This is a genomic window from Pseudopedobacter beijingensis, from assembly GCF_042678145.1.
GTDB classification, from domain to species: domain Bacteria; phylum Bacteroidota; class Bacteroidia; order Sphingobacteriales; family Sphingobacteriaceae; genus Pseudopedobacter; species Pseudopedobacter beijingensis.
In genome coordinates this window covers 49,322-73,542 of record NZ_JBHUDG010000012.1, presented here as the reverse complement: position 1 = coordinate 73,542, position 24,221 = coordinate 49,322, and the positions used below count along the sequence as shown (strand labels likewise).

General features: G+C 39.3%; 7 protein-coding genes. 4 read left to right on the top strand and 3 right to left on the bottom strand.

Annotation, left to right across the window (positions count from 1 at the left end):
* Positions 1-8 precede the first annotated feature (8 nt).
* Positions 9-3,167: a SusC/RagA family TonB-linked outer membrane protein gene (locus ACFSAH_RS08185; RefSeq protein WP_379662230.1), complete on the bottom strand. Its 3,159-nt coding sequence runs from the start codon at positions 3,165-3,167 to the stop codon at positions 9-11.
* Positions 3,168-4,132: 965 nt separating this feature from the next.
* On the opposite strand from ACFSAH_RS08185, the gene ACFSAH_RS08180 reads away from it, so the two are divergent.
* Both ACFSAH_RS08180 and ACFSAH_RS08175 read left to right on the top strand, forming a co-directional pair.
* Positions 4,133-8,215, top strand: coding sequence for a choice-of-anchor Q domain-containing protein (locus ACFSAH_RS08180; protein WP_379662229.1), 4,083 nt, complete (start codon positions 4,133-4,135; stop codon positions 8,213-8,215).
* Positions 8,216-9,484: 1,269 nt separating this feature from the next.
* Positions 9,485-13,783 carry a beta strand repeat-containing protein gene (locus ACFSAH_RS08175; RefSeq protein WP_379662228.1) on the top strand — a complete coding sequence of 1,433 codons (4,299 nt, stop codon included), beginning with the start codon at positions 9,485-9,487 and terminating at the stop codon, positions 13,781-13,783.
* Positions 13,784-14,640: 857 nt separating this feature from the next.
* Here ACFSAH_RS08175 and ACFSAH_RS08170 read toward each other — a convergent pair.
* Positions 14,641-16,011: a hypothetical protein gene (locus tag ACFSAH_RS08170; RefSeq protein WP_379662227.1), complete on the bottom strand. Its 1,371-nt coding sequence runs from the start codon at positions 16,009-16,011 to the stop codon at positions 14,641-14,643.
* 95 nt (positions 16,012-16,106) lie between these two features.
* On the bottom strand, positions 16,107-18,434 hold the full coding sequence (locus ACFSAH_RS08165) for a glycoside hydrolase family 31 protein (RefSeq protein ID WP_379662226.1): 2,328 nt from the start codon (positions 18,432-18,434) through the stop codon (positions 16,107-16,109).
* 136 nt (positions 18,435-18,570) lie between these two features.
* Here ACFSAH_RS08165 and ACFSAH_RS08160 point away from each other — a divergent pair, with 136 nt between their 5' ends.
* Together ACFSAH_RS08160 and ACFSAH_RS08155 are read left to right on the top strand one after the other, a co-directional pair.
* Complete coding sequence (locus tag ACFSAH_RS08160; RefSeq protein ID WP_379662225.1) at positions 18,571-22,602, top strand: hybrid sensor histidine kinase/response regulator transcription factor; 4,032 nt, start codon at positions 18,571-18,573, stop codon at positions 22,600-22,602.
* Between the two features lie 324 nt (positions 22,603-22,926).
* Entirely contained in the window at positions 22,927-24,177 is a 1,251-nt protein-coding gene (locus ACFSAH_RS08155) for a site-specific integrase (protein WP_379662224.1), read from the top strand.
* The last annotated feature ends 44 nt before the right edge of the window (positions 24,178-24,221 follow it).

Here is a 24,221-nt window from a genome sequence, read left to right as displayed (position 1 = left end):
TCGTCTGTTTAAAAGTTTACGTTTATACCTAATCCAAACTCGCGTTTACGCGGATAACGGTTATTGTCTCTGCCAATCTCCAATACCGAATAGTTGGAAAACTCCGGATCGTAACCTGTATAATTTGTAAAGGTTAGGGCATTGTTTACATAAGCATATAGATTAAGGTTCTTTGCTTTTATTGTCTGTGCCAATGTTTTTGGCAGATTATAATTTAACCTCACATTTCGTAATCTTAAATAAGAACCATCTTCTATATACATTGAATTTCCCTGTCCTAGTCTGGCATTGTCAAAATCGTCGTTATATGGTCTTGGATATTTAGCTATATCGCCTTGGTTTACCCAGATATTATGGATAACCTCTGGTGCTGGTGTGTTACCGGAGAATCTGAATGCATTTCTGTCCTGAGCGGCATAATTGTAAATATCTAAGCCTGTTGCAAAATATACGGACACAAATAAAGACCAGTTTTTATAGGTGAACTGCGAATTTACTCCTCCGGTATATTTGGGTTGTGCATTACCCAATATCATACGGTCTTTATCATCAATAGTCCAATCTTGTGAATCTGAACTTTCCTGCCAATTGACATCGCCTCCTCTGAAAGGTCTGCCATCAGGTAGTTTTTTCTGATTAACTGGTCCGGTATACGCTTGTCCGTTCAACAAATAAGTATTGGTAAACACATTGTTTTCAAACACGGGTGTTAATTGTGCGCCATCGTTTGTAAATGCATTGGACTGATCGTACTGAAAAATATCTATTGCTTTGTAACCATAGAAATCACCTATTTTGCCTCCTTCCTGCATCCACCAAAGGGTTCCTTGTAAATAGGGCTTTCCTTCTGATAGTTTTTCTATAGTGTTATTGTTTCTGGCAAAGTTTACAGAGGCATTCCACTTGAAATCTTTTTTATTAATAATATCTGATGATAACCCTAATTCTATCCCTCTGTTTCTTACCTCTCCAATATTACGTACTACTGAACTGTATCCCCATTCTTTTGGTATCTGGAAGTTGGCTAAAAGGTCTTTGGTGTATTTATCATAATAATCGGCTACCAGTTTTACTCTTCCTTTGAGTAAGCTTAAGTCCAGACCTACGTTAAACTGACTGGTTTGTTCCCATGCCAGGTTGTCTATTCCTAATCTGGCGGGTGCTACACCACCTACACCATCGTAAATGGTACTTGTGGCATAAGATAATAAATGGTCGTAATTACCAATTTGTTCGTTTCCTGTAATACCGTAGCTTACTCTTAGTTTGGCATCGTCCATTATTGGTCTGATTTTAGACATAAACTCTTCGTCAGAGAAACGCCATCCGGCAGATACGGAAGGGAATCCGCCCCACTTATTATTTTTAGCAAAACGAGATGATCCGTCTCTTCTGTACACTGCGTTAAACAGGTACCGGCTTTTATAATCGTAAGTTACTCTGGTAAATACAGAAGCCAGGGCATGTCCACTTCTCCAGGTTCCTGTTTTGCTTAAGTCCAGATTAGAAACAAATGCATTCATGGTGTAAATAGCATCTGTAGACGAGTTTATACCGTAAAGAGATTCCTGCTCAAATCGCCATTTCTGTAAACTCCCTCCTAACATTGCACTTACGTTATGCTTTTTATTAAATGTATTGGAGTAGCTGAAATAGTTCTCGGACATCAGGTTCCAGTTTAAATAATTGTTTGATGACCCTGAGTTATTTTTCTGCCACTCATCATAAATAATACTTGGCGTTAAGGTGTTTCGCTTGTTTAAAGAATATCCTGCATTTAAGTTGGTTCTGAACTTTAATTTCTTTGCCAGTTCTACTTCTACAAACTGGAAGAAATTACCACGATAGCCATCTGTAAAGTCCAGCATGTATTTTGGCAAGGCAACAGGACTTTTTTGTCCATTAAAGATTCCTACAATATCACCATCCGGATGGTATAAAGAGAAATAAGGTCTACGAGTTAAGATACTATTGAGAAAACCTCCTTCGTCTACACCTTTTTTCTTAGAATAGGTTAAAGAAAGTCTGGTTCCCATATTCAAACGTTTCGAAGGTCTGTAATCCGAGTTTATCCTTGTGGTAAATCTGTCGAAACCTGTATTGGGAATAATTCCGGTTTCTTTATAATAACCTGTATTCACAAAGTATTTCAGATTTGCATTTCCTCCGCCCAGGCTCAAATCTACCTGATCTTTCTTTCCGGTCTGAAAAGCCAGCTTTTGATAATCGTTATCTACATTGAAGTAAACGTTTAGCGAATCGTTTAATATCTGAATACTTTCGTTGGCATTAGCTGGTCTGTTCTCCAAAAAGAACTCCCGTCTTTTTAGATCGTACAGTTTTCTTTCGGCACTGTTTGCCTGTGGCATATAATGCGCCAGGTTACCCCACGAACTATCATATTTAACATCTATAGACGGTTTGCCTTCTTTTCCTTGTTTGGTTGAAATGATAATTACTCCGTTTGCAGATCTGGAACCGTAAATAGCAGCGGAAGCCGCATCTTTCAATATTTCTATAGATTCTATATCTCTTGGATTGATAGCGTCGATATTATCTAGTGGAGCGCCATCTACAATATACAGCGGACTTGCGCCATCACTTGAAAATGTGGATGTTCCCCTGATCTGTATAGAAGAGCTTTCTCCGGGCTGTCCAGAACCTGAAGTAATCTGGACTCCTGGTGCAGCACCTTGTAATGCCTGGAATACGTTTGACGGCATTCTTTTTTCGATGTCTTCGGCACTTACAGAAGTTATGGCTCCGGTTACATCTCGTTTCTTCATGGTTCCGTAACCTACAACTACAACTTCTTTAAGGCTGGATTGCTCTTCTTGCAAAACCACCACTAAGTTAGCGTTGTTTACCACCACTTCTTTGGAAATAAACCCCATATATAGTATCTGTAAGGTAACGCCCATTTTAGGTACCGTAATGGTAAAATTACCATTTGCGTCTGTGGTAGTTCCCGTTGTGGTCCCTTTGATTTTTATTGGGGCGCCGGGCAAAGCAAGACCTGCTGCATCGGTAACTTTACCCTTAACTGCAACTTGTGCAAAAACTGCTACCGAGAACGATAGGTTTATTAATACTAAAAGTAGCAGTCGGATTAAATGGTTCTTTTGTTTCCATCTAACCTTCTTTGTAAATAAATTTTCTGAATCCATATAAACAGACTTTTAAGTAAAATTGGTTATGTGTTTATACAAAGCTCTTTAGAAAGGGGTTTGCTGTGGTGCAATTTTGTTCAGAATAGTATCAAAATCATTCATTTTGTATGTTATTTGTTGGTCATTGGGCGTTAATCGTCTTTCGTTGATCGTTATTCGTTGACGATGGGCCTCTTATTGCTTCGTCCTTGAGCGAGCCTGCCAGTCGAAAGGTTTGTGTCAAAAGGCTTTCTGTCAGAATCACTGATTTAAAAGATTGCACTGATGAAAGTCTATTAACCTGAGTTCGATTATGGCTATAAGAGTAATGCCAAAAGAGATTGCTTCGCTGGCTCGCAATGACAAAAATAGGGACGTCATTGCGAGGAACGAAGCAATCTTTTGATAAAGAACTAACTGTAATAGGTAGATAATAAAGCTTACAAACAGAAAAGCTTGACAACTCCGAGCGAGGTTGACTATCAATCCCGAGCGGGGTTGACCATCGATCCTTGCTGTCAGAATCACTGATTGAAAGATTACGCTGATACCAATCTACTATACCTATCAAATCCGTGAAATCCAATAATCCCATATAATCCGTGATTTAGAGAAATAGGGATAGTTTATCAATTCAAACATTAAGCATTAAAAATTCAACATTTAAAACAGTTCATAGTTAAGAATCCTTCGTTTAAAACGTCTCAACAACTAGTCCTATAGTTAATTTTTCCACTGATAATCAACATATTGAAAAATGTCCCCCTTTTTGTCCACCCCTAAAAAGCCGGAATATATACGCTATTGTCCTATATTTAGCTCTTATTTGTTAAAAAGAGACAATTGTAGGCTATAAATAAACTGGAAGAATCCTTTTAAAAGGATTTATATATCCTAAATACAAGCAGGATGATTCCTATTTGATAGCCTTTACAGTAACAGCTTTAATAAACAGATAATTTATTATAATAAACAAAGCAATTATGAAAACACCTTTACAGAGAAGATTTCTGACGGTTTTGTGCCTTCTGCTCAGCACATTTTGTGTTATAGCAGCGGAGATATCACCTACCGGAAACATCCTTTACGTAAAAAAAGGAGCTACGGGCAATGGCTCATCATGGACAAATGCCTTAGGCGAGCTAAGCGAAGCCTTACAATGGGCACAGGCAAACAAAGATGCCGCTAAGTGGGATGCAAGCAATCCGCTAAAAATATATGTAGCCAAAGGAACTTATACACCGAGTATAAATCCTGTTGATAATACACCGGTTAGTGCGGGTAACCAACGTGATGCTACTTTCCTGTTGGTAAAAGATGTACAAATATACGGCGGCTTTGCAGGTACAGAAACCACATTAACAGATAGAGATTTAACCCTAAGCACCAATGCCAGCATTTTAAGCGGCGATTTTAACGGAGACGATGCAGGCTTTACAAACAACGGAGAAAATGCCTGCCACGTAGTCATTAGCGTAGGTGCTGTGGGTACTGCAACATTAAACGGCTTTACCATAACAAACGGAAATGCAAACGGAAGTGGATATATCATGGTAAATACAAAAGCTATATTCCGGTCTGCGGGTGGCGGAATTTATAATGAAACTTCCTCTCCGGTTTTAACCCATGTAATCATCAGCGCAAATACAACTACTACCGCTGGCGGTGGAATTTCATCAAATAATGCTTCTTATCCGGTTTTAACCAACGTAAGCATTAACGGAAATACAGCCACGAATGCTGGCGGTGGAATTTATAATTATGAATCCTCTCCGGTTTTAACCAATGTTACTATCAGTGCAAATACAGCTAATTTTGGTGGAGGAATTTCTAATAGTGATCCAAATTCAAAACCTCAGATACGCAACAGTATCATATACGGCAATAATACCGGCATTGAAGGTGCTGGAACATCTGTTATCTCCTACAGCTTAGTACAAGGTTTAAGCAGTACGGCTAATAACAATATGGATGGCAATACCGACCCACAGTTTGTAGATGCAGCCAATGGAGATTACAGCTTAAAAAACACCAGCCCCCTTATTAATAAAGGAGATAATAGTTTATATACAGGTTTAGATGCTAACACCAAAGATCTGGCCGGCAATGCCCGTGTATATAAATTTAGCGGAAGCGGAATTATAGATATGGGAGCGTACGAGTATCAGGGCGATCCTGTGATAGTGATTACACCGACCAATAACATCCTTTACGTAAAAAAAGGAGCTACGGGCAATGGCTCATCATGGACAAATGCCTTAGGCGAGCTAAGCGAAGCCTTACAATGGGCACAGGCAAACAAAAGTGCTAACCTGTGGGATGCAAATAATCCTCTAAGAATATATGTAGCTAAAGGAACTTATACACCAGATATAAATCCTGTTGATAATACACCGGTTAACGCAGGCAACAAACGTGATGCTACTTTCCTGTTGGTAAAAGATGTACAAGTGTATGGTGGTTTTGCAGGTACAGAAACCTTATTGACCGATAGAAACTTAAACCTAAGCACCAATGCCAGTATTTTAAGTGGCGATTTAGGTACTGTAAATACCAACACAGACAACGCCTACCATGTAGTCATTAGCGCAGGTGATGTAGGTACGGCAGAATTAAACGGCTTTACCATAACAGGGGGAAATGCCAGCGATATCGAAAATATCATGGTAAATTCAAAAACCATATACCAGTATTATGGTGGCGGAATTTATAACGCTTTTTCCTCTCCGGTTTTAACCAATGTTAGCATCAGTGCAAATACAGCTAATCATGGTGGCGGAATTCTTAATGATAATTCTTCCCCAATTTTAACCTATGTTAGCATCAGCGAGAATAAAGCTACTAATGGTAGTGGTGGCGGAATTTATAACGCTTTTTCTTCCCCGGTTTTAACCAATGTTAGCATCAGTGCAAATACAGCTAATCATGGTGGCGGAATTTTTAATTACTCTTCCTCTCCGGTTTTAACCAATGTTACCATAAGTGCAAATACAGCTACCTATGATGGTGGCGGAATTTATAATGATGGTACTAGTTCAAAACCTCAAATACGTAACAGTATAATATACGGCAATAATACCGGGATTTATAATAGTAATGGAGCTGCACCTGTTATCTCCTACAGCCTGGTACAAGGTTTAACCGATACCAATAATGGCAATATTAATGGCAATACCAGCAACCCAGATTTTGTAGATGCGACCAATGGAGATTACAGCTTAAAAAACACCAGCCCTGTTATTAACAAAGGAAGCGATACTTATTTTGATGCAGGCCAAACACCTAATTTGAGTGCCATTACTACCGATATTGCCGGTAACCCCCGCATACAAAAAGGAAACATAGATATGGGTGCTTACGAAAGCCCCTATAATACCCCTTTAGCACCCAATGCCAGTGGCGTTATTTACGTAACAACAAGCGGTGCCGGTAACCAAAGCGGCAACTCTTGGGCAAATGCTACTAATGATTTGCAAATGGCCATTAATGCCACAGGCGTACAACAGGTTTGGGTAGCAGGCGGAACCTACAAACCCAAATACCGGGCAGACAACATGAGCGGTGCCAATGCCAACGACCGCGATAATGCCTTTGTACTTAAAAACAATGTACAAGTGTATGGCGGTTTTGCAGGTACAGAAACCGCGTTAACAGATAGAAATTTAACCCTAAGCACCAATGCCAGCATTTTAAGTGGCGATTTTAACGGAGACGATGCGGGCTTTACAAACAACGGAGAAAATGCCAACCATGTGGTTGTTTCTTCGGGCAACAATAACAGTGCAATGCTGAATGGATTTACCCTTTCCGGGGCTAATGCATCATCAAGTACCGATATTCTTATAAACGGCAACCAGGTTTACCAGTGCTCTGGTGGCGGTATCTACCTATCTGTGTCGTCTCCAGTATTGCAAAACCTAATGATTACCCGCAACACGGCGGGCGAATCGGGCGGAGGTATTTTCGGCTACGAATCATCGCCAGTGCTATCCGGAATAACCATACTGAGAAACCAAGCCAAAGATGGTGGCGGAATAGCTAACCAATCTCATTCGTCGCCAGTGCTAAGCAATATTATAATTACAGAGAACGAAGCCACAGAATTAGGCGGTGGACTATATAATGTAACTTCCTCAAGTCCTGTTTTAACCAATGTTACCATCAGTAGAAATACAGCTACTATTAATGGTGGTGGAATTTACAATGGCGATACTAATTCAGAACCTCAGGTACGCAATAGTATTATATATGATAATAATACGGGGATTTTTGGAGGAACACCTGTTATCTCCTACAGTCTGGTACAAGGTTTAACAGATACCAATAATGGCAATATGGATGGCAGTACCGACCCACAGTTTGTAGATGTAAGCACCGGAGATTACAGTTTAAAAAACACCAGCCCTGCTATTAACGCAGGCAGTAATAGTTTATACATAGGTTTAGATGCCAATACCAAAGACTTAGCCGGCAATGCCCGTCTTGTAGGTACAAACATTGATATGGGCGCTTATGAAAATCAGGACGGGGTATTACCTGTAACCCTGGTAAACTATACCGCTAAAGCTAATGGTAACCAGGTGAAACTGCAATGGCAAACCGCAGAAGAACAAAACAACAAAGGTTTTGTTATTTACCGCAGTGGCGACAATACACTATTTACGCCCATTGGCGAAGTGCCGGTAACTGATAACTTACAACCTACAACTTATAACTTTACAGACACAAACCCCTTAAACGGGAACAACTATTACAAATTAGTACAGGTAGATAAAGATGGTACCGCTACAGAGCTGGGCATCAGGATAGTAGGCTTTTCGCTTTCAGCCTTTAGCCTTCAGCTTTTTCCCAATCCTACAACAGAGCTGGTACACAGCAGTTTTAGCAGCAATAGTTATAACCTTTTAACCATTGCCGATTTAAACGGCCGGGTATTACAGCAGTTGCAGATACAGGCAGGCGAAAGCAGCATAACAGTTTCTTTGGCTGACTATCCAACAGGGACTTACCTGTTACGTTTTAGTGGCAAAGATGGCGCAGTCATCAAAAAAGTAGTGAAGAGATAAACAGAGGGGAAAGCTTAAAAAAGACGTCATTTCGGTTGCTATGGATTGGAACCGGAATGGCGTTTTTTTGTTGCTTATTCGTTGGTCGTCTTCCGTTGGTCGTTCTTTGTTTTTCGTCTTTCGAACATCGGACATCGGACAATAAGAAACGATCGACAAATCTTTGGATGAGGTCAGGTTGAGCCCTTTGAGAACCTCAGGACTCGAAACCTGTGCGAAAGGTAACAAACCCTTCGAGAACCTCAGGGTGACAAAGGATAAGGAGGTCAGGTTGAGGTACTCGAAACCTGTGCGGAGGGACTATCTTTTTCGTCTTTCGTTGGTTGTCTTTCGTTGATCGTTTGCTTCTTACTCCTTCGTCATTTTAAGCGAGTCTGCGAGCCGAAAGATCTGTATCAAATTCTTGATGTCAGAATCACTGATTTAAAAGATTGAAAGATTACGCTGATACCAATCTACTATACCTATCAAATCTGTGAAATCCAATAATCTCATATAATCCGTGATTCAGATAAACGGGGATAGCTCATCGATTCAATAGTTCATAGTTTACCCCCTTTCATCATTCATAGTTCATAAAGTTCATCATTTAACCCGTTTCTGCTACTTAAAGTTGGAGATTCCTCCACTGCGGTCGGGGTGACGTAAAAGGAAGAAGCAAGAGGTTTTCTTGAGCGAGCCTGTCAGTCGAAAGGTTTGTGTCAAAAGGCTTTCTGTCATAATCACTAATTTAAAAGATTGAAAGATTACACTGATGCAAGTCTACTATACTTATCAAATCTGTGAAATCCAATAATCCCATATAATCCGTGGTTCAGATAAATAGGGATAGCTCATCGATTCAATAATTCATAGTTTAACCCCGTTCATCATTCATCGTTCATAAAGTAGTTCATCATTATTCATTCAACATTCTATAATTCATCATCTAATCCAGTTACTCATTCATCATTCCCTGGTTCATAGTTAAGAATCCTTCGTTTAAAACGTCTCAACAAGTAGTTCTACAGCTAATTTTACCACTGATAATCAATACATTGTAAAATGTCCCCCTTTTTGTCCACCCCTAAAAAGCCAGAATATATACGCTATTGTCCTATATTGAGCTCTTATTGTTAAAAAGAGACAATTGTAGGCTATAAATAAACGGGAAAAATCATTTTAAAAGGACTTATATATCCTAAACACAAGCAGGATGATTCCTATTTGATAGCCTTTACAGTAACAGCTTTAATAAACAGATAATTTATTATAATAAACAAAGCAATTATGAAAACACCTTTACAGAGAAGATTTCTGACGGTTTTGTGCCTTCTGCTCAGCACATTTTGTGTTATAGCAGCGGAGATATCACCTACCGGAAACATCCTTTACGTAAAAAAAGGAGCTACGGGCAATGGCTCATCATGGACAAATGCCTTAGGCGAGCTAAGCGAAGCCTTGCAATGGGCACAGGCAAACAAAAGTGCTAACCTGTGGGATGCAAGCAATCCGCTAAAAATATATGTAGCCAAAGGAACTTATACACCGAGTATAAATCCTGTTGATAATACACCGGTTAGTGCGGGCAACCAACGTGATGCTGCTTTCCTGTTGGTAAAAGATGTACAACTCTATGGTGGTTTTGCAGGTACAGAAGCTACTTTAGCCGCAAGAGATTTAAGCCTAAGCGCCAATGCCAGCATTTTAAGTGGCGATTTTAACGGAGACGATGCAGGCTTTACAAACAACGGAGAAAATGCCTACCATGTGGTCATTAGCGCAGGTGCTGTAGGTACTGCAGAGTTAAACGGCTTTACCCTAACAGGTGGGAATGCCAACAGTAGTGGAAATATCACGGTAAATTCACAAAGCATATACCAGAATTCTGGTGGCGGAATTTATAATGCTGGCTCCAAACCGGTTTTAGCCAACGTAAGCATCAGCACAAATACAGCTAATAGTGGTGGCGGAATTTGTAATTCTTCCTCCTCCCCGGTTTTAACCAATGTTACCATCAGTGCAAATACAGTTGAAGATCTTGGTGGCGGAATTTGTAATGTTGCTTCCTCTTCCCCGATTTTAACTAATGTTACCATCAGTGCAAATACAGCTACTAATAATGGTGGAGGAATTTGTAATGTTGCCTCCTCCCCGGTTTTAACCAATGTTACCATCAGTGCAAATACAGCTAATAGTGGTGGCGGAATTTATAATTACGATACTAGTTCAAAACCTCAGATACGCAATAGTATCATATATGGCAATAGTTCTGGAATTGTTGGAGGTGCATCTGTTGTTTCGTACAGCTTGATACCAGGTTTAACCGATACCAATAATGGCAATATAGATGGCAGTACCGATCCACAGTTTGTAGATGCAGCTAATGGAGATTACAACTTAAAAAACACCAGTCCCCTTATTAATAAAGGAGATAATACTTATTTTGCTACCGGGAAAACCCCTGATTTAAGCACCATTACTACCGATATTGCCGGTAACGCCCGCATACAAAAAGGAAAAATAGACTTAGGCGCTTACGAAAGCTCATACAGCACACCTTTAAGCCCCGATGACAATAACGTTATTTACGTAACACAAGCCGGTGCCGGTAACCAAAGCGGCAACTCTTGGGCAAATGCTACTAATGATTTGCAAATGGCCATTAATGCCACAGGCGTACAACAGGTTTGGGTAGCAGGCGGAACTTATAAACCCAAATACCGGGCAGATGACATGAGCGATGCCAATGCCAACGACCGCGATAATGCCTTTGTACTGAAAAAAGATGTACAACTCTATGGTGGTTTTGCAGGTACAGAAACCGCATTAACAGATAGAAATTTAAAACTAAGCACCAATGCCAGTATTTTAAGTGGTGATTTAGGCGCTGCAACTGACAACACAGACAATGCCTACCACGTAGTCATTAGCGCAGGTGCTGTAGGTACTGCAGAATTAAACGGCTTTACCCTAACAGGCGGAAATGCCAACAATAGTAGCGATTACGAAGGTATCACGGTAAATTCACAAAACATACCCCGGAATACTGGTGGTGGAATTTATAATATTTATTCCTCTCCGGTTTTAACCCATGTAAGCATCAGCGGAAATTCAGGTAATAGTGGTGGTGGAATTTATAATTCTTATTCCTTCCTGGTTTTAACCCATGTAAGCATCAGCTCAAATTCAGGTAATAGTGGTGGCGGAATTTATAATTCTTATTCCTTCCCGGTTTTAACTCATGTAAGCATTAACCAAAATACAGCTAGTGGTAGTGGTGGCGGAATTAATAATGAGTATTCCAACCCGGTTTTAACCAACGTAAGCATCAGCTCAAATTCAGCTCATCTTGCTGGTGGCGGAATTGCTAATCATTCTTCCTCTCCGGTTTTAACCAATGTGAGTATCAGCGGAAATACAGCTAATATTGGTGCTGGTGCTGGTGGTGGTGCAATGCATAATAATGATGACGATTCAAAACCTCAGATACGCAACAGTATTATATACGACAATAATACTGGCATTACTGGTAGAGGAACACCTGTTATCTCCTACAGCTTGGTACAAGGTTCAACAGATACCAATAATGGCAATATTGCTGGCAGTACCGACCCACAGTTTGTAAATGCAGCCAATGGAGATTACAGCTTAAAAAGCACCAGTCCCCTTATTAATAAAGGAGATAATACTTATTTTGCTACCGGGAAAACCCCTGATTTAAGCGCCATTACTACCGATTTAGCCGGTAACGCCCGCATACAAAAAGGAAAAATAGACTTAGGTGCTTACGAAAGCTCATACAGCACATCTTTAACCCCCGCTGCCAATAACGTTATTTATGTAACCGAAACCGGAAATGGTGATTTTACAGGCAACTCTTGGGCAAATGCTACTGACGATTTACAAATGGCCATTAATGCCACTAACGTACAGCAGGTTTGGGTAGCAGGCGGAACTTATAAACCCATGTACCGGGCAGATAACATGAGCGATGCCAATGCTAACGACCGTAACAATGCCTTTGTACTGAAAAAAGATGTACAAGTATATGGCGGCTTTGCAGGTACAGAAACCGAGTTAACAGATAGAGATTTAACCTTAAGCACCCATACCAGTATTTTAAGTGGCGATTTTAATGGAGATGATGCAGGCTTTACAAATAACGAAGAAAATGCCTACCACGTAGTCATTAGCGCAGGTGATGTAGGTACCGCAGAATTAAACGGCTTTACCCTAACAGGTGGAAATGCCAACTATAATGGTATAAGTATCACGGTAAATTCACAATACATTTACCGGAATATTGGTGGCGGAATTTTTAATAGTGAGTCTTCCTCTCCGGTTTTAAGCAACCTAACCATCAACCAAAATACAGCTGATTATTATGGTGGCGGAATTTATAATGGTGAGTCTTCCTCTCCGGTTTTAAGCAACGTAACCATCAGCCAAAATACAGCTACTTATGGTGGCGGAATTTATAATAGTCCGGATTCCTTTCCGATTTTAAGCAACATAACCATCAGCGCAAATAGAGCCATTGATATAGGTGGTGGAATTTATAATGGACGGTTGTCCTCTCCGGTTTTAACCAACGTGAGCATCAGTGCAAATACAGCTGATGGTGATGGTGGCGGAATTTATAATTCTTCTTCCTCTCCGGTTCTAACCAATGTAAGCATCAGTGCAAATAGAGCTACTTATGGCGGTAGCGGAATGTATAATGAGGGTACTAATTCAAATCCTCAAATACGCAACAGTATTATATATGGCAATGATAATACCGGCATTGATGGTGCTGGAGCTGATATTTTCTACAGCTTAGTACAAGGTTTAACAGATACCAATAATGGCAATATGGATGGCAGTACCGATCCAGATTTTGTAGATGCAGCCAATGGAGATTTCAGCTTAAAAGCCAGTAGCCCGGCTATTAATGCAGGCAGTAATGCTTTATATATAGGTTTAGATGCCAATACCAAAGACTTAGCCGGCAAAGCCCGCCTTATAGGTACAAACATAGATATGGGCGCTTATGAAAATCAGGACGGGGCATTACCTGTAACCCTGGTAAACTATACCGCTAAAGCCAGCGGTAACCTGGTGAAACTGCAATGGCAAACCGCAGAAGAACAAAACAACAAAGGTTTTGTTATTTACCGCAGTGGCGACAATACACTATTTACGCCCATTGGCGAAGTGCCGGTAACTGATAACTTACAACCTACAACTTATAACTTTACAGACACAAACCCCTTAAACGGGAACAACTATTACAAATTAGTACAGGTAGATAAAGATGGTACCGCCACAGAACTGGGCATCAGGACAGTAACTTTTAACTTTCCACTTTCTACTTTCAACCTTTATCCCAATCCTACAACAGAGCTGGTACACAGCAGTTTTAGCAGCAATAGTTATAACCTTTTAACCATTGCCGATCTAAACGGCCGGGTATTACAGCAGTTGCAGATACAGGCAGGCGAAAGCAGCATAACAGTTTCTTTGGCTGACTATCCGGCAGGGACTTACCTGTTACGTTTTAGTGGCAAAGATGGCGCAGTCATCAAAAAAGTAGTGAAGAGATAAACAGAGGGGTAAACTTAAAAAAGACGTCATTTCGGTTGCTATGGATTGGAACCGGAATGGCGTTTTTTTGTTGCTTATTCGTTGGTCGTTCTTTGTTTTTCGTCTTTCGAACATCGGACAACAAGAAACGATCGACAAATCTTTGGATGAGGTCAGGTTGAGCCCTTCGAGAACCTCAGGGTGACAAAGGAGAAGGAGGTCAGGTTGAGGCACTCGAAACCTGTGCAGGTGGCAATCTTTTTCAGCTGTTCGGGATATTCCAAAGGGTTATCCTGAACTAATAAATCGGGTGGATTTTTTAAATCCATCGCTATGTTTACGTATATAAAATTCTTCTTATTTTTAAGTTCGAGATGCGCTATTGCTAACATTTTGAACAGCTAACTAGATTGCTTCGTTCCTTGCAATGACGCCCCTATTTTTGTCATTGCAAGGAACGAAGCAATCTCTTTTGGCATTACTCTCATAGCCTTTTTATAATCGAAATCAGGTTAAAAGGAAGAGGCAGGAGGTTTTCTTAAGCATACTTGCCAGTCGAAAGATCTGTTTTAAATTCTTGTTGTCAGAATCACTGATTTAAAAGATTGAAAGATTACACTGATACCAGTCTGCTATACTTATCAAATCCGTGAAATCCAATAATCCCATATAATCCGTGGTTCAGATAAATAGGGATAGTTCATCGATTCAAACATTGAGCATTAAAAATTCAACATTTAAAACAATTCATAGTTTAACCCCGTTCATCATTCATAAAGTTCATCATTCAACCCGTTTCTGAGACTTAAAGTTAGAGATCCCTCCACTTCGGTCGGGATGACGTAAAAGGAAGAGGTAGGAGGTTATTGCCCTCTTTGTTACTCTGGTTTGGTAATTTCTATCAGTAAGGCATCCCATTTTAATAAGTTGAAAGGGATGTTTATTTGGTTGTCTGCTACTTCTATATTGTAATCCTTAATTAATTCTAAATTTTTAGCGCCATAAGCAGTTACAGCATCTTTTGTTTGCTTGTTGTACCACACTTTTATCTTTACTTTTCCATTGCTACTTAAATTTTTAAGCTGGTTGATATTGGTTACCCTTAGTATCTGGTTGTTTTGAGCGCCCAGAGGGTCCCGCACTCCAAGCATAATACTTATTTTATTATTGGTGTCGTCTCTAAACCCTAGTCCAACCAATCCTTTATTGCCCGACTCGCCATTCTTACAAATCATCCTTTTTCCTTTTGTTCTGGCGTAAAACTCGTAAGTCCACCAGGCTCCTCTGGTATCTTTTCCTTTTGTATCGGCCAGTAAACCACCCAATACGGGTAGTGTAGACGTGGCTACACCATAAACAGGCACAGAAGTCCATGCTGCATGAATTTGTGTAATGTTATGGATTTCCTGTGCGGCAAAAACATCTACCAATACTGCCGGACTGGTATTTCTTTCGTCTCCGGGGCGGACTGTTTCGCCTGCTACAAAACCTTTAACTGTTTTTCCTTTTTGGGCTAAATACTGTTTTATTGATTTTGCATAGTTTCCATGCCAATCGCTAATGTTATAACCTATCTGAAAATGCCAGTTGATATAATCTGGAAGGGTATTATGGGCAATGGCTGCATCAATAAATTTATAGATGAGTGCCGAGTCTGCCTTTGCATCGCCGGAATTGTTTATAGTAATGGAGGGACCATGAATAATAGCGTCCGGAAATTTTGCTTTAACGGCATGATAAGCGGGATTCCAATATTTAAGCATAAACTCGTTTAAGTCTTTTTTCAAAGAATCATTGGGTTCGTTAAACAGATCCCACTCGTATGTGTATTGCTTTTTCTGAGCTCTGGAGGCTAATGTATCTGTTAAAGCGCCATAACCATATTGTTTAAAAATGGTAGATGTTGGCAAAATGTTTCTGAAGTCGCTGACTATTAGAAGCTGCTTTTCTACATTCAGGCTCTTTAATCTTGGATACAGATCAAAGTTTTCATTATTGGCTCTGCCCACCCGCCAGATATAGGGCTTTAGAGGTAAAATCAGATCGTTATGTGGGGCTTCTAAAGTTATAGAGCTTAGAAAACCTGTTTTGCCACGCTTTTCTTCTGCTGTGGCTGCGGCATCAAATACTATTGTATTTTCTGGAATGGTATTGTTATTTCCTTCGCCATTGGTTTTCTTGTCTGTTGTAGAATCAGACTTTTTACATGCAACTAATGCGATGGCTATTCCTATAATATATCTTTTCATCTATTTGTTTTTAGTGATCTTTATTTGTCAGAGGGCATTTCCCGATTACTTTTATTGGCGTTTTCGCTTTTGTAAGCAATCAGAACATCTATATCCTAAAATCTAATTTGCTGTTGTTTACCTGAATACTCCACCGCTTTAAAGCTGGCCGACATTTGGGCTCCTGTGCCTTTAGATTGATTAACCAATACAATATGGAAACGACGTTTTTTTAACATCCCCGGAAACTCTCCTTTTGTTTTACTTATAGTTAGGCTCTTGTTTTTATCGTTCCAACTAAAAGCTATTAAAGAGGATATTCCTTTTTCGTAATTGTAATTATCCCCCTCGTCCTCGTATAAACTAAACTCACCATCGGCACCTGTATAAATCCTTAATTCAAGTGTTTCGTCTGCTTTTTCTCCAACATATTGTTGTTTTTGGGCAAACGGAATAATAGAGCCTGCTTTAACGTATAGGGGTATAATATCTGTAGGTGCTTTTTTTACTACGGTGTTTCCTCCCTGATGTTGTTCTCCCGTCCAGAAATCTGTCCAAGTAGTTCCTTTGGGTAAATAAATTTGGCGGGTATTGCTTAACGAGTCGACAATTGGCGCTACCAGCAAGCTTTTTCCAAAAAGATACTGGTCGTTAATATCCCAGGTTTTCTTATCCTGCTTAAAATCCATTGCCAAACCACGCATCATGGTTGAGGCGGCGGCGGTAACTTCCCATGCATTGGAATATATGTAGGGAAGCAACTGATAACGCAGGTTGATAAACTTCTCTATTGCATCGTACGCCCAATATCCTTTTTCGCCAAACTGGTAAATTTCTCGTGGAGTTTGTGTGCCATGCGACCTAAACATGGGTGTAAATGCTGCAAACTGCAACCATCTTACATATAGTTTTTGATAGGCGGTATCGGTAACTCCTTTGGGGTAGTTGGGCGTAATAAAAAAACCTCCAATATCCGTATTCCAATACGGGATACCGGTCATAGATAAATTAACGCCTCCTGCTATTTGATTTTTTAGAACCTGCCAGCTAGCTCTGATGTCGCCAGACCATAGCATAGAAGCGTAACGTTGTTGCCCTGCAAAAGCAGATCGGGTCATAATAAACACGCGTTTATTTTTATTTGCATTACGCTGGCCTTCATAAATTCCTGCAACACTTTGCAAAGGATAGGCGTTTGCATAAATCTCAAAGTCTCCCAAAGCTGTCTGTTGATTTTTAGGGTTATGCAACATATCGGATACTTCGTTTTCATGATGAACAATTCCGTCAGAAACATTTCTTTGCTTCATTACGGGTTCTGTAGCGTCTAACCACCAGCCGTCTACTCCTTTTGCAAAAAGATTTTTATTCATGTGCTTCCAATAAACATCGCGGGCATCTTTACTAAAAGCATCATAAACCTTTATTTCCGGATCTGGTGGGTAAGTCAGAAAATCATATAGTTTGTTTTTGGACTCCAACTCTTTATAAATCTGCGTTTTGGAACCAAAGGAAGGCCATACCGAAATCATGAGTTTAGCATTTAGCTGATGAATGCTGTCTATCATTTTATCGGGTGCCGGGAAAAGGGGATTATTGAAAGTAACGCCATTCCACATTTTTTTATCGACACCCCAATATTGCCAATCCTGAATAATGCCATCCAGCGGCACTTTCAGCTTTCGGTATTGTTTTACCACATCCAGTAATTCGAACTGGCTTTTATAGCGTTCTTTACTTTGCCAATAACCAAAGGCCCATTTCGGAAACATAGCAGCTGTTCCTGTTAAAGCTCTGAAAGAGGCAATAATATCATCTGCTTCTGCTCCTTTTATAAATACATAATCGATGTTAGATCCTTTTTCTGAGCTAAAGAATGTCCCGTCTTCATTATCGGAAAAAGTGGTTGCAGAATAGTTATTCCAATAAACGCCGTAGCCTGCGGTAGATTGAAAAAAGGGTATGGCAATTTCGGTATTGCGTTGCTTAAGGTACAGGTGCTGTCCCCGCTGGTTCATTTTACCATCCTGATGCTGTCCTAAGCCATAAATAGCTTCATCGTTACTTAACAAAAAACCTTGCTTTACTCCTTCTTTTAAAACAATGTCTTCCTTCCGCTCGCGCAACAGCAGTGTTGTGCCATCAAAAAAACTCAATACTCCGCTTTTCTTATGGATGCTTACCTTTAATTCCGGAGATTGAAACTGGATATAGTCTTTCCGTTCGGTTTTTTTTACCGGAACCTTCTCAGGTGTTTTAATCATTACCAACTCTTCTTTATCAGGTTTTATAGTATCCTGATATTTGATAACCCTAATTACTTTGGGAGTGATAAAGATGATCTTGATTGGTTTCCCATCAACAGAAACAACAAGTTCAGTTGCGGTTACCGTACAGGTAATTACGCAAAGTACCACAAGTATCAATAGCTTAATACGTACCATGTCTTTTTTATTTAGGTGATCTTATTTGGTTATTACAAAACAGCTTTTAAAACCACAATTTGGACATGATAATCGTACGAAAAAAGAGTAGTTTCGTACGATAAGTTATCAAAAGAGCTTTTAATACTTTATATTTATGAAAGTTCTGACACACCTGAATTTTACGACAAATTACAACGGAATGCGATCAATCAATCAACTTATCGTCTGCCTTTTAATAACTATTTTTTGTGGCTTGCCTTTTTCTACATTGCAGGCACAGAGCTTGCTTTTTGAACACCTGACGGTAAAGGATGGCTTGTCTCAGTCTACGGTTAATTCTATTTATCAGGACGAATCCGGTATGATGTGGATTGGGACAAAAGATGGGCTAAATAAATATAACGGAAATGAGTTTGAGGTTTTTAAACCCGTAAAGGGAGATACTACCGGTTTATTTGGTAACAATATACAAACTGTTTGTGGCGATAGAAAAGGGCATTTGTTTGTGCAGTGCCTTTGGGGTTTAATTGATTATGATCTTAAATCCCAAGAGTTTAAAACGGTAACATCCAAAGGGATTGTAACCATTTCTTACGGGCTTAATCATTTATGGGCAGGAAAAGAAAATAGCATCTGGATATACGACCAAAAGACAGCTTCTTTAAAACTACACTACTCTTTTGGTGCAGAAACAAGTATTACTGCTGTGCATGAGGTGTATAACGGCAATCTGATTATCGGAACAACCAAGGGTCTTCTATTGTTGGACAAAAACAAAAAGATTAAAACACTGATAGCGGATATTGAAGTGGTTTGCCTTTTTAGCGACTCTAAAAAGAACTTATGGATAGGAAGCTTAAACGATGGCTTATATAAAATTAACAGCAATGCCGAGATTACTAATTACAGGCATGATAAAAGCGACCCAACAAGTATTACTGCTAATTTTGTAAGGGCGGTATGCGAAGATAACCTGGGCAATTACTGGATAGGGACTTCTAACGGACTAAATAAGCTGGTGTCTGGCACTGAGCAGTTTATTTCTTTTAAGCATCTGGCTAATGTGTCGCACAGCTTAGGAAGCTCGTCTATCTGGGATATAAAAAAGGACCAACAAGGCACTTTATGGATTGGTACTTATTTTGGTGGGGTGGATATCCTGAATCCTGAGTTTTCTTTTTATAAATATTATAATACCGGAACGGACGGATTGAGCTCTTCTGTTATTGGCCACATGACAGAGGATAAAGACGGAAATGTATGGATTTGTACAGAGGGGGGCGGACTTAACTTCCTGAATATACAAACGGGACAAATTAGCTCTTATCAGAGTTCATCGCTTCCTCAGAGTATTTCTTCTAATATACTTAAGGCTATCTGGTACGATCGCGATAATGATTGTTTATGGATTGGTACGCACCTGGGCGGACTGAACAAATTTGATATCAAGACGAAATCTTTTAAAAGGTATAGCGCTACCTATGCTGGTTTAAAAAGCATCAGGAGTTTGGTGCATTATCAAAACAAGTTTTATCTGGGGACAAAGAGTGGCATTTTTGTGTTTGATAGGGCTAAAGAGACCTTTTATCCCATTCTGCAAGATTCCTCGGCATCATTAACCCACAAACAAATATGGAATATAATGATAGACAGAAATGGAAACTTATGGTTTTCTACTTCTGTTGCCGTTTTTAAATATAACCTGGAAAAAGGGACTTTAAAGGCTTATACCCATATCAGCAAAAACACAAGCGGGATTAGCCAAAACTATCAGCAAACATTTTTTCAGGATCAAAAGGGAAGAATATGGTTAGGTTCTGCCGGTAGTGGCCTTAGTTTATATAACTCTAAGTCGGATACTTTTACGTCCTTTAACACCGGTAACAGCGAGATTATAGACGATTATATTCTGGATATTACAGAATCAAAAATGGGCTATCTGTTAATTGCTACCAACAAGGGGCTTTCCAGATTTGATATAGACAATAAAAAGTTCTACAACTATTATAACGGTAATATCTTTCCGTTTACCGCCATTAATGAACGTGGCTTATTTGTGAGCAAAAAAGGCAACTTGTTTATTGGTGGTATTAATGGAATGGTAGAGCTTAACGAAGAGGATCTGGACTTTGTGAATAAGCCTTACACCATTGGTTTCAGCGATTTATGGGTAAACAACCAAAGGGTACTCCCTTTTGATAAAACCGGAATACTGGATAAATCTATTTCCTATACAGATACCATTACCCTTAATCAGAACCATACATCTGTACAGCTTAGTTTTTTTACCAGTAATTACATTAAGATACTTAAAGAGGAGGTTTTGTATAAGCTAGAAGGCTTTGATAAGGAGTGGATTCATGCCAACAACCGCAATATTATTACTTACACCAACCTTAGCCCGGGCACTTACCACTTACGCATAAAAGGGAAAAGTCCCAATGCAAAAGAAGCCTTGCTTTCTATTGTTGTTAAACCCGCATTCTACAAAACATGGCTTGCATACGTTATTTATTTCTTAATATTCTCCGGAATATGCTATGCCATTCTTTCCAGCTATATCTCAAAAACAAAGCTACAGGCGTCGTTAAAATACTCTCATAAAGAGAAACAGAAAATACAGGAACTGAACGATGCTAAACTTCGTTTTTTCACCAATATATCTCACGAGTTCCGTACGCCAATTACCCTAATTATGAGTCAGGCAGAGTTGATTTTCCAAACAGAGAATATCAGCAAAAGCGTATTCCAAAAGCTTAAGAGCATTTCCAGCAATGCGACTAAAATGCATCGGTTAATTGGGGAGCTAATGGACTTTAGTAAGCAAGAACAGGGTTTCCTGAAACTAAAAGTAAGCCCCTTAGATATCACTTCTTTTATAGAAAACATCTGTGCGCAGTTTAAAGAATATGCGTATTCCAAAGAAATCAATCTGTATTTTGAGGAAACAAGCCCAATCTTTATCTGGTTCGATCCCGCTCAACTTGAAAAAGTATTTTACAACCTTATTCACAATGCTTTGAAGTATACTCCGGCTAAGGGGGTAATTTCTGTAAGAATAGAACAAACTGCTGAGCAGGTATATATTTTTGTGAAAGACACCGGCATTGGAATGGATGATGATGTTTCTGCAAAGGTTTTTGATGTTTTTTATCAGGCAGATGTGAAAGACGATATATCGGGGACAGGTACCGGCATAGGCCTGTCTTTAGCCAAAGGTATTGTAGAAGCGCACCACGGATCTATTACAGTAGCAAGTGTCCCTAATGAGGGTAGTGAGTTTAAAATTGCTTTATTAAAGGGTGAAGATCACTTTACGGCACCCCAAAAACAATTGCAAGAGGTCATGCTTACAGAAAACACGAATGATTTCTCTGAAGAAACACAAAGGCAGGCACAAGAAGATACGCCTGTTGTGGTATCTTCTAAAAAAGCTTCTATCCTGATTGTAGAAGACAATAAAGAGTTATTGGATGTATTGGTTTCTATATTTAAACCTATTTATACCGTAAATACAGCTCCTAACGGAAGGGAAGGGCTTGAAAAGATAATGGACATCCAACCGGATATTGTACTAAGTGATGTGATGATGCCGGAAATGTCTGGTACTGAGCTTTGCCATCAAATAAAAACAAATGTTACCACCTGCCATATTCCGGTAATATTGCTAACAGCAAGAACTTCTGAAGAGCATACTTTAGAAGGATTGCAGCTAGGGGCTGACGACTACATAACCAAGCCGTTTAACGCCAAATTATTAATAGCTAAATGCCATAATCTCATAAACAATCGTCGTCTTTTACAGGCTAAGTTTAGTAAAAGCACTTCTGCCGAGACCTCTCTGATAGCTACCAACCCATACGATGAACAATTGTTACAAAAAGCTATAGAAATTATTGAGAATAACATCAATAACCCGCAGCTGGATGTTAATTTCTTTGCTCAGGAAATGAACCTTGGCAGAACTAACCTGTTTGCCAAAATTAAAGGTATTACCGGACAAACACCCAATGAGTTTATCCTGAACATCCGTTTAAAAAAATCACTTATCATGCTTAAAGAGAACCCGAATCTGACTATTTCAGAAATAGCCTATCAGACAGGGTTTAATGAACCCGCTTATTTTATTAAATGCTTTAAGAAAACGTTTGGACTTACGCCTACTCAGTACAGAAAGAAGGATTAGCTGGTTTAGGTTGATTTCACAAGAAACAACACCAACAAATATTAAATATTGGTATATTTAAAATAAATTTTCAGTAAAAATACATCAAAGATTAAAAACAGGAAAAACGATTGTAAATAAAGGCTTTACAATCGTTTTTTGATTTTTTGGTAATGAGGTAAAAAGCATTAAAAAGCGAGGTTTGGCAAAAGTAAGGTTACTAAAACGTTACTTTTGAAAACAAAAAGCAGCACTTGTAAAATGCTGTATTTCAGCTTTCTGCATAGTTTTTCATATTGTTCCGTAGCTCACATAGGTTTAATTTTATCATTAAGAATTGTGAGTATGGAAACGACAAAAAAATCAACATTTAAGGTATTGTTTTACCTTAAAAAGAACGCCCCAAAGAAAAACGGAAAAGTTACGGTTATGTGCAGGATTACCGTAAACGGCGAGCAGTCTGCATTTAGTACCAAGTTGGATATTTCCGCATCGAATTGGGATTTGAAGTACGGCAGGGTTTTAGGAAAGAGCCGAGAAGCCCAAGACACTAACAGCAAACTTGACAAAGTCCGTTTGGGTATTGAGGAATGCTATTCCAAAATTTTAAAGAATGAGGGAGCTGTAAACAGTACCAAACTTAAAAATGCCTTTCTCGGTATGGAAAGCGGAGAACTGACCTTTTTCAAATTCTATGAACAGTTCCTGTCAGACTATGAGAAAAAGGTCAATAATGGACTTCGGGTCAATGGTACACGCAGTAAGTACAAAACACTTTTGAAACACCTACGAAATTTTGCACTTACAAAATACGGTTACTCTGATTTATCATTCAACGACCTTACCTCTGATTTTGTACAGGATTTTGATTATTATCTGCGTGACAACCAAAGTTTGACACACAACACCATTTGGCTGTATATGATCGGATTTACCACGCTTTGTCGATTGGCAATGAGCAGAAAGCACCTTGCTTTTAATCCTTTCAGCGAGTACAAGAATACCAAAAAGGACAAAGACAGAGGTTATCTGTTGCGGAACGAATTGGAACAGCTCGTAACGTTTAACTGCGAGAAAAAGAAAGATGAATTGGTTAAAGATTTGTTTGTTTTCAGTTGCTTTACAGGATTGTCTTATTCGGATATGAAAGGACTTAGAAACAGTAATATTCAAGATTTCTTTGATGGCAACCAGTGGATTATTGTACGCAGAAAGAAAACGGCTACATCATCAAATGTGATGCTCTTGGATATTCCAAAAATGATTATCGAAAAGTATGCAGGATTTTCAAAGGACGGAAAGGTATTTCCCGTACCATCAAATACAGTTTGTAACGACAGCCTAAAGCGAATATCTCAACAAATCGACTGCCTAAAAGAAAAGAAAGTAACCTTTCATTTGGCACGGCACACGTTTGCCACACTGTTTTTAAGCGAGGGCGTTCCGTTGGAGAGTTTGAGCAAAATGTTAGGGCATAAAAACATTGCTACCACACAGATTTACGCCAAAATTCTCAACGAGAAAGTTGGAAAGGATATGCAAAAGGTATCGCATAAATTTAAGGGCATGGAACAGTCTTTTGTTTCGCAACTCTAAAATTAATACATATAGCGATTTTAAAATATTGTCTTTTTTGTATT